9 protein-coding genes and 1 pseudogene are annotated in these 7505 nt (G+C 59.7%); 4 read left to right on the top strand and 6 right to left on the bottom strand.

Annotated features, from left to right (window positions below; genetic code table 11):
- Both NKI54_RS34065 and NKI54_RS34060 read left to right on the top strand, forming a co-directional pair.
- A partial coding sequence (locus NKI54_RS34065) for a glucoamylase family protein (RefSeq protein WP_352694173.1) occupies nucleotides 1–424 on the top strand: 424 nt, incomplete at its 5' end.
- Nucleotides 425–671: 247 nt separating this feature from the next.
- Nucleotides 672–1055 carry a hypothetical protein gene (locus NKI54_RS34060; RefSeq protein ID WP_352694185.1) on the top strand — a complete coding sequence of 128 codons (384 nt, stop codon included), beginning with the start codon at nucleotides 672–674 and terminating at the stop codon, nucleotides 1053–1055.
- A 194-nt stretch (nucleotides 1056–1249) separates the two neighbouring features.
- Here the strand turns inward: NKI54_RS34060 and NKI54_RS34055 are convergent, their stop codons facing one another.
- The 5 genes from NKI54_RS34055 to NKI54_RS34035 form a co-directional block, all read right to left on the bottom strand.
- Nucleotides 1250–1897 (bottom strand): helix-turn-helix domain-containing protein, encoded by a 648-nt coding sequence (locus NKI54_RS34055; protein ID WP_352694171.1) that lies wholly within the window; start codon nucleotides 1895–1897, stop codon nucleotides 1250–1252.
- 147 nt (nucleotides 1898–2044) lie between these two features.
- Nucleotides 2045–2491: a pyridoxamine 5'-phosphate oxidase family protein gene (locus NKI54_RS34050; protein WP_352694184.1), complete on the bottom strand. Its 447-nt coding sequence runs from the start codon at nucleotides 2489–2491 to the stop codon at nucleotides 2045–2047.
- 506 nt (nucleotides 2492–2997) lie between these two features.
- A complete protein-coding gene (gene fixJ, locus NKI54_RS34045) occupies nucleotides 2998–3612 on the bottom strand; it encodes a response regulator FixJ (protein WP_352694169.1) in 615 nt (204 codons plus the stop codon).
- Complete coding sequence (locus NKI54_RS34040; protein ID WP_502898302.1) at nucleotides 3602–5089, bottom strand: PAS domain S-box protein; 1488 nt, start codon at nucleotides 5087–5089, stop codon at nucleotides 3602–3604. The genes fixJ and NKI54_RS34040 overlap by 11 nt, the downstream gene beginning before the upstream one ends.
- 703 nt (nucleotides 5090–5792) lie before the next feature.
- The gene (locus NKI54_RS34035; protein ID WP_352694167.1) at nucleotides 5793–6161 is read right to left on the bottom strand and encodes a hypothetical protein; all 369 of its coding nucleotides are present in this window, start codon (nucleotides 6159–6161) and stop codon (nucleotides 5793–5795) included.
- Between the two features lie 152 nt (nucleotides 6162–6313).
- Between NKI54_RS34035 and NKI54_RS34030 the strand changes: the two genes are divergently transcribed.
- Nucleotides 6314–6583, top strand: coding sequence for a DUF6455 family protein (locus NKI54_RS34030; protein WP_352694166.1), 270 nt, complete (start codon nucleotides 6314–6316; stop codon nucleotides 6581–6583).
- A gap of 57 nt (nucleotides 6584–6640) precedes the next feature.
- Here the strand turns inward: NKI54_RS34030 and NKI54_RS34025 are convergent.
- Nucleotides 6641–6874, bottom strand: a pseudogene (locus NKI54_RS34025) (c-type cytochrome); the annotation flags it as partial.
- Between the two features lie 111 nt (nucleotides 6875–6985).
- Between NKI54_RS34025 and NKI54_RS34020 the strand changes: the two are divergent.
- On the top strand, nucleotides 6986–7492 hold the full coding sequence (locus tag NKI54_RS34020) for a group III truncated hemoglobin (protein ID WP_352694180.1): 507 nt from the start codon (nucleotides 6986–6988) through the stop codon (nucleotides 7490–7492).
- Nucleotides 7493–7505 lie beyond the last annotated feature (13 nt).

Below are 7505 nucleotides of genomic sequence, written 5' to 3'. Positions count from 1 at the left end.
CACCGCCAGCGACGGCCCAAGCCCGACAAAACGCCAAATGACGGTCGGTGGCCGCCGCTTCTTCGGCTATCTGGCGCGCGGTGCGCCATTCGGCCCTGATGATGGGACGTTGTCGCCGTGGGCAGCGATTACCTCATTGCCCTTTGCACCAGAGATCGTTCTGCCGGCACTGCGCTATTTCCACGAGATCGACCTGCAAGAGGGCAACCCTTACGGCTTCACCGCAAGCTTCAATCCGACTATAGCAGCCGCCGACGGCCGGCCATGCGGTTGGGTATCGCCGGACCATGTCGGCATCAATCAGGGTCCGATCACTCTGATGATAGAGAACTACCGCTCGGGCTTGCTGTGGCGCCTGATGCGCCGCGTGCCGGCCATCATCGCGGGACTGCACCGAGCCGGTTTTTCGGGCGGTTGGCTATAACAAGTCGAAATGACAAAGCTCCCCGACTGATACCGGGACTTTTGACTGCTAGCGCATGCCGCATTTGCTGCAAATGTCGCCTTAGCGGCGCATTGCTACTCGGCAGCATAGGGCGGAGGAACGAACCCGCTGCGCGGGAGGGGCGCGCGCGGTTGAGGTAGAGATCAAGAACCGGTCGTCGCGCTCGCGTTGAGCGTCGTTCGGCTCGAGCAGAGCATGGCGGGCTTCTTCAACAAGGAGCCTGACCATGCCCACCTTGGCGTCGCGCGAAGGCCAGGCTTGTGGCGCGCTTGACGACGTTCTGCTGAATGGCCTCAGTCAGGACCGTCTGCGCCGGCTCTTCAGTCATGCCGCAGGCCGGAGCCGCGGCTTGCAAAACTTGCCGCTTAACTGGTCGCTTGGCCTGCAACCTGGTGCCGCTCTCTTCGAACTTGACCAATGGCTGAGCGCGCTGGACGCACCGAGCCGGCTTCGAACCGACGGCATCGATCCGAGACCGATCCTGATCCCCGTCCTCGACATGCTGGCCGACGGCTTGGCCATGGCCGAGCAGGCCTGCAGCGAGGCCGAACGCCGCCACGAAGCGACCAGCGCCGATCTTGCTGCGGCTTGCGAGGCGATCGATGCCTGAATTCGCTCCGGATGCAATGTGGCCATGTGCTGGTCCATGCCTTCCTCCGGAAGCCTGAACGCCGATAGACGTGCCCGCTGTTTCCTCAGTCTTCCAGCGGCAAACAAGATAGTCTTCCGCGCTGCTATCTTGCTCTTGGTGCCCCGCTGTCAATTGGTCTGAAGTGTTAGAACATCCCGGAGTCGGAGCGCGGCTCATTCGCTCATCGCATGAAGCGCTTCGTGCCTGACGATTTCGATGCTGCGCAGGTTGAGCAGGCGGATGACGCCCTTGTCCTTCAACCGGGTGAAGACCCGTGAGACAGTCTCGATTGTGAGGCCGAGATAATCGCCGATGTCCATACGCGACATTGGCAGTTCGACCTGCTGCAACCCGCCCTGCCGTTCCGCCATGTCGACTAGGAATGCCGCGACGCGTTCGATGGCGCTCTGGCAACCGAGGACCAGCAGGTGTTCCTGCGCTCTGGTCAACCCCTTGAGCGCCAGGGGCAACAACTGATGGGAGTTGTCCGCCCCAGCAGCGAGGCGGAAGACGCGGACACCGGTGGCATTGATCGCCTCGGCGAAGAAATGATGCGTGGTGCCGGCTTCGAAGCCGAATGTCTCTCCGGCGAGGTGAAAGGCACTTATCTGCCGGCGGCCGTCAGCAAGCAGGCGGTAGACGCGGACGCCGCCGAACTCCAACTGGTAAAAGGCTCCGGCCTTCTCGCCCTGGGCGTAGATTTCCGCGCCGGCGGGATAGAAGCTGAGTGGTTGCAGCGGTGCGGGCTCGAAAGCCTCCGGCAGGTTGGGCTGGGAGGACCGCGACGGCAGTGCAACTCTGGAGTTGGTGTAGGCGTGCATGGCTGTTTTCCCGGTTGATCCGTGGAACAGCAATCGCGCTAATCGGCCCGTGGCGAAATTCGGTTATGTCCGTACGGGAAACTACTGGAACCGCTCCCTACGCGCCGGTCCAGCCACCGCTTTCAGCCGTCGCGGCAGTGGAGACAGCTACTCACTTGCCTCGCGGCCCGACACCTGCTCGATCAAGACCCGGAAGAACACGTGGGGCGCGCTGTCCGACACCGGAGGCATGACCGGCTTGAGGGCGCCCGGCTCCCACCAGTTGGCGTGCTTGCTCAACACTGACCATGCATAGTCGCGCTGAACCTTGCAGCCGATCTGGTCAGGCAGTTCTTCATAGCGGCCGTCTACAACCACGCTTCTCCATCCCCGTCCTTGGCCGCGTTCGTCGACCTGGAGGGACACCAGCGGATTGGCCCGCATCCAGTCGATCTTCTTGCCCAACATAGAAAATGCATAAAGGTGATTGTCCGCGTGGGCATAATGCAGCGGGACGACATAGGGCTGGCCGTCCTTCGCGCATGCTAAGCGGCCGACACGATTGGCCGTTAGCAATTTCGTACATTCCAAGACGGAAAGCGTACGGATCAGCATCGGCGCGATCTCCTGTTTTCGTGACTGCACGGTGCGCCGTGCTGCATCGACTCTGATATCCGGCATCGCGGATCTCTTTTGAATCTCGATCCTAGCCCTGCGGCCAGGGAGGTCATTGATCACGATCAAGGAGTCGGTTTTCCGACGACGAGCCAACGAACATGTCCAGCCCACCTCGTTGTTCGCAGGGCGCCACGCCGTCAGTATCGATGCGGGAGTGGGCGATTTCTGAAAAATGATCCAGATCAAGGCGGGGCCTGCCGCTCCCACGCATCATAGGGGATGATGTGGAAGCCAATCTCAAGCGCTCCGCTCGGTCGTGAGCTCGAACTGGCCGTCCTCGACGAGGATGGCGAACATACCCTTGTTTTCCCTTGCATAAAGGAGCGGGAAGGCTGGAGGAACGCCGCCACCCGCACACGCGTTGACATCCACCCGACCCACTGGCGCGATTGGATGCCGGATAGGATCCCGGCAAACAACCACAAGTCTCTTAGTGACTCGCCTTAACGTTTGGATTCCACGACCAATGCCATGCGCACGAGATGCGACAGGCTGCTCGCGGCCATTTTGCTCATGACATTGGCGCGATGGATCTCGACCGTGCGCGGGCTGATGCCAAGATCGTAAGCAATCGTCTTGTTTGGCAGGCCGGACACAAGACCGTCCAGCACCTGTCGTTCTCGCTCGGACAGGGCCGCCAGACGACCGCGGATTTCCACGCTTTGCGGGTGTGTCGCATCCGCCTGGTTGCGATGGTCCAACGCGGAGCGGATCGCATCGATCAGCACCTCGTCGTCAAATGGCTTTTCGATGAAATCGGCGGCACCTTCCTTCATCGCCTGAACAGCGAGCGCCACGTCGGCGTGACCCGTCATGACAATGACCGGAATTGTATGCCCACGCGTCCGGAGCTGCCGCAGGAACTCGATGCCGTCAATGCCGGGCATGCGCACATCGGTCACGATGCAGCCGTCAAGACTGCTCGTGGCCGTAGCCAGAAAAGCTGTGGCCGATTCGTACAAGCGCACGGCGAAATTAGCCGTCGCCAACAGAAAACCAAGTGATTTGCGAACGTCGACGTCGTCGTCGACCACGTGCACAAGATTGCTACCGGCCACTGGCGACCTCTTCCTTTTCCACGATGCGCAAAGTGAACCGGAAGGCGGTTCCTCCGGCCGGCATTGCCTCAGCCCAGATGTGACCGCCGTGCGACTCGACGATCGTGCGGCAAATAGAGAGGCCAACTCCCATGCCCTGCTTTTTGGTGGTGACAAATGGCTGGAAAAGCTGGGCGGAGACTTCCGGCGTGAGACCTTTGCCTGTGTCAATCACGCTTACCTCAGCCATGCCGTCATCACGGGCTATGGTTATGATTTGCAGCTCACGGCGTGGCACGCCTTGCATGGCTTCAACCGCATTGCGCATCAGGTTCAGCAGAACCTGCTGAATCTGGATGCGATCGGTCAAGACCAGGTCGGCGGCGGGATCAAGCTTATAGCTGACGCGGACATCTATTTCTTTTGCGCCGACTAGAGCCAGGGACGAGGCTTCTTCGATCAGTGTCGGCAGGCGCTCGACCTGGCGCTCGCTCTCGCCTCTTGCGACGAAATCGCGAAGGTGGCGAATGACGTCTCCGGCCCTCAGGGCCTGTTCCGCTGCTTTTTCGACGGCCTCCCTCAGCATCGGCGCGTTGTCTTCCGTGCTTTTTTCGAGAAGCCGCCGGCTGCCTTTGAGGTAGTTGGTAATGGCGGTGAGCGGCTGGTTGATCTCGTGGGCAAGCGTCGAGGCCATTTCGCCGAGCGCAGTAAACCGCGCCATGTGGAGAAGCTCCAGCTGCTGCTCCTGTATTCTCGCCTCCGCCAGGTGGCGTTCGGTCAAGTCGCGGCAGAAGCCGGTAAAGAAGCGCCCGGTTCCCGGATGCATCTCGCCGACAGAGAGTTCCATCGGAAAGGTCGAGCCGTCCTTGCGCATTCCAGTGACGGTGCGACCGAGCCCGATGATCCGGCGCTCCCCTGTCGCCAGATAGCGGTGAAGATAGGCATCATGCTCTTCGCGGTAGGGCGACGGCATCAGCAGATTGACATTCTGACCGATGACTTCGCTGGACTGGTAGCCAAACAGCATTTCGGCAGCCGTGCTAAAGGATTGAATACGGCCTTGTTCGTCGATGACCACCATTGCATCGGGCACTGTCGCTAGGATCGAACGCAAATGATCTTCGCGCAATCGAAGGGCGGCGTTTGCATAGGAGAGTTCGCTGACGTCGGTGCCTTCGACGAAGATCGCAGTGATGCGACCATCGTCAGCCTTGATGGGCTGATATACGAAATCGAGGATGCGTTCTTCGACCGCCTCGCCGTGCTTGTTGCGAAGCGCGACCTTCACGCCTTGACCTCTGTAGGGCTTGCCCGTTTCGTATACTTGGTCCAGCAGTTCGTAGAATCCTTGGCCTTCGAGCTCGGGCAGGGCCTCGCGTACCGACTTTCCTATCACTTGCCTCTGGCCAATCAGGCGTTGATAGGCGGCATTGGTCAGCTCGAAGACATGACCCGGCTCACGCATCAAGGTCATGAAACCAGGGGCCTGCTCGAACATCTGGGAGAGCCGGTCGTGTTCGGCCGCGACCCGCCCTTCGGCGCGAACGCCGGTCGACAAGTCACGTGTTTGTTTGTCGTCCAAATCAAGTCCTTTGATCAGGGAACCCGCAACGCAGTCTAACTATCATTCATGGCTCTTTCTGCACACGCAAAAACCGGTCTAGTCAGAGGTTCGGGATGGATCCGGTGAGTAGCGTCATTTGACACCCATCAAGGCGTCGAGTGCAAGCGGATGCACTTCATCATAGCATCCAAACGCTCCAGCGAAAGGCGACCACAATGTGCTACAAGTCAATTATTTAAACCTTGCCGTAGATGCACCTCCTGCAGCCATGGCGAAATTGGGATCGAACGCGGGGAAAGCTTCGAGGCTCAACTTATCGGCCTGGCGGTTGCAGACGTCCCGCCGCTCATCGCGGCCGGCGACGGCATGGTTGGTCTATGAAGGTTAAATCATGCAGTTTCAGCGAACGGAAATTGGAAAGCGGCCCGCCGAACTGCGTGCCGAATTCGAAAGGCTGGTTTCTGCCTGTCGAGCGAATGCGGCAAGAAGTCTGCAACCCCACGCGTTTCCGCCTATGCCGCCGACCTCATTGTTACCGGCAGCCAGCAAGGAGAAAATGTCTTTCGCGCCGTGGACATCGGCGTGGCACTCGGCACTGGCCGGCCGGTCCTGGTCACCGCAAGCAATGTCGAACATGTCATGGCAAAAACCGTGCTGGTTGCCTGGAAAGACCCCGGGAGCGCGGCGGGATAGCAGATGCATTACCTTTTCTGGCCAAGGCAATTGAAGGCGTGATCGATACAATCGGTACTAAACGCGACGAAAGCATCCGTAACAGCCTCGCGACATCGCCGTCTTTCTTGAGCACCACGGCATCAGGGCGCGGAGCGAAATCATCCCCGGCGATGCTGATGGCGAACAGCTGGTGGCGTTCGCACACATGATTCATGCAGACCTGACTGTTTCCGGCGCATACGGTCATAGCCGGCTGCCGGAATGGTCGTTCGGCGGCGTTCGGCGGCGTCACGCGTACGCTGATCGAAGAGAGCAGCATCAACCGCTTCATGTCGTATTAGCCGCCGTTCGCATCAGGACCTTCACGCCCGTCGCTTGAGGCACGCACGACAGATATCGCCACGAGGAGTCACCTGTTGACCGAGATCAATGCAGTGGTTGCCGACATTGTAATGATCTGCCAGGAAACGGGAGCGAAACGACATGAGTTTTCTCGACTACCTAATTTCAGTTGACGCCAGGACCGCCTTGATGGGCCGCATGATGCAGAAGCTCGGCGTCGACAAACAATTGAAGGTCGTTCCGGACCAAGTTGCCGTCACCAATCGAGCGGTGGATCGGTGTCGCTCCTGCGGGCACCAGGATGAATGCTCGACTTGGCTCGATGAACACCAGCAAGCTGATGATCCGCCAGACTATTGCCGCAACCGCGACCTGATCGCACGGCTGCAGCAGGCCGCCGGCCAACGATAGAGCGGTCGTCCTAGGCATACCAGATCGCGTCACCAAGGCCGCGTGCTGCAGGTTCGTCAATTCCTGGGCGGTCATTGCTCGCGCAACGTTTCGCATCCTGCTGGCTGATGTCGTTCCGGCGCATACCGCCCGCGAATGCCTGCAACTCCGCTCTCATGTAAACAGCCGACCGGCCCTCAAGCCGGGGCTGGCCGCTTTGCTATCAAGGCTGCCAGGGCAGAAACCAGGGAGCGATGCGCGCAAAGGCGCGCCGTTAACGACAATGCGAGGCGCCGGCAGTTCCTGCGCGGGGTTATACGTGCGGTTTTGCGGACACCAGCAAGGTTGACCAATAAACATATATTGACAATGTTTCTTTAAGGTGCGATTCCGACTATCGATCGAAGGCCTCCTTTGAAGCAAATGCATCAATCGCCGTTGTGGACGAAAACCAAGAGCATGCATATGACTGCGAATGGCCGGACCAAGAGAACGATCGTCATCGGTGGTGCCCCGTTGCCAGACGTGCTTGACGAGGCCATGATCCGTCTTGTGGTTGACGGCTTTTATGATGAGATTCGCCGCGACGACCTTCTCGGCCCCATCTTTCATAATGGTATCCATCCTGAGGCGTGGCCGCGCCATCTGGCTAAGATGTGCGACTTCTGGTCCGCTACGCTGCTCCGGTCGTCCCGTTATGAAGGCCGTCCATTACCGCCACACCTGGCGATCTCCGGTCTTGGAGTGGCCCATTTCCGGCGTTGGCTAAAGCTGTTTCGCGCAACGGTGCGCCGTGTCTGCCCACCCGAGGTTGCGGCGCTGTTCATGGACCGCGCACTGCGCATATCTCACAGCTTCCGTCTCGCCGTCGCCTTCAGCCGTGGCGAGACTACGATGGGCATAGACCCGATCCTCGAGAAGGACCTGTGATGCGGGGTTGGTT

It is taken from the genome of Mesorhizobium sp. M0663 (assembly GCF_040320585.1).
Taxonomy (GTDB): Bacteria; Pseudomonadota; Alphaproteobacteria; order Rhizobiales; family Rhizobiaceae; genus Mesorhizobium.
This window is presented reverse-complemented; position numbering and strand designations above follow the sequence as displayed.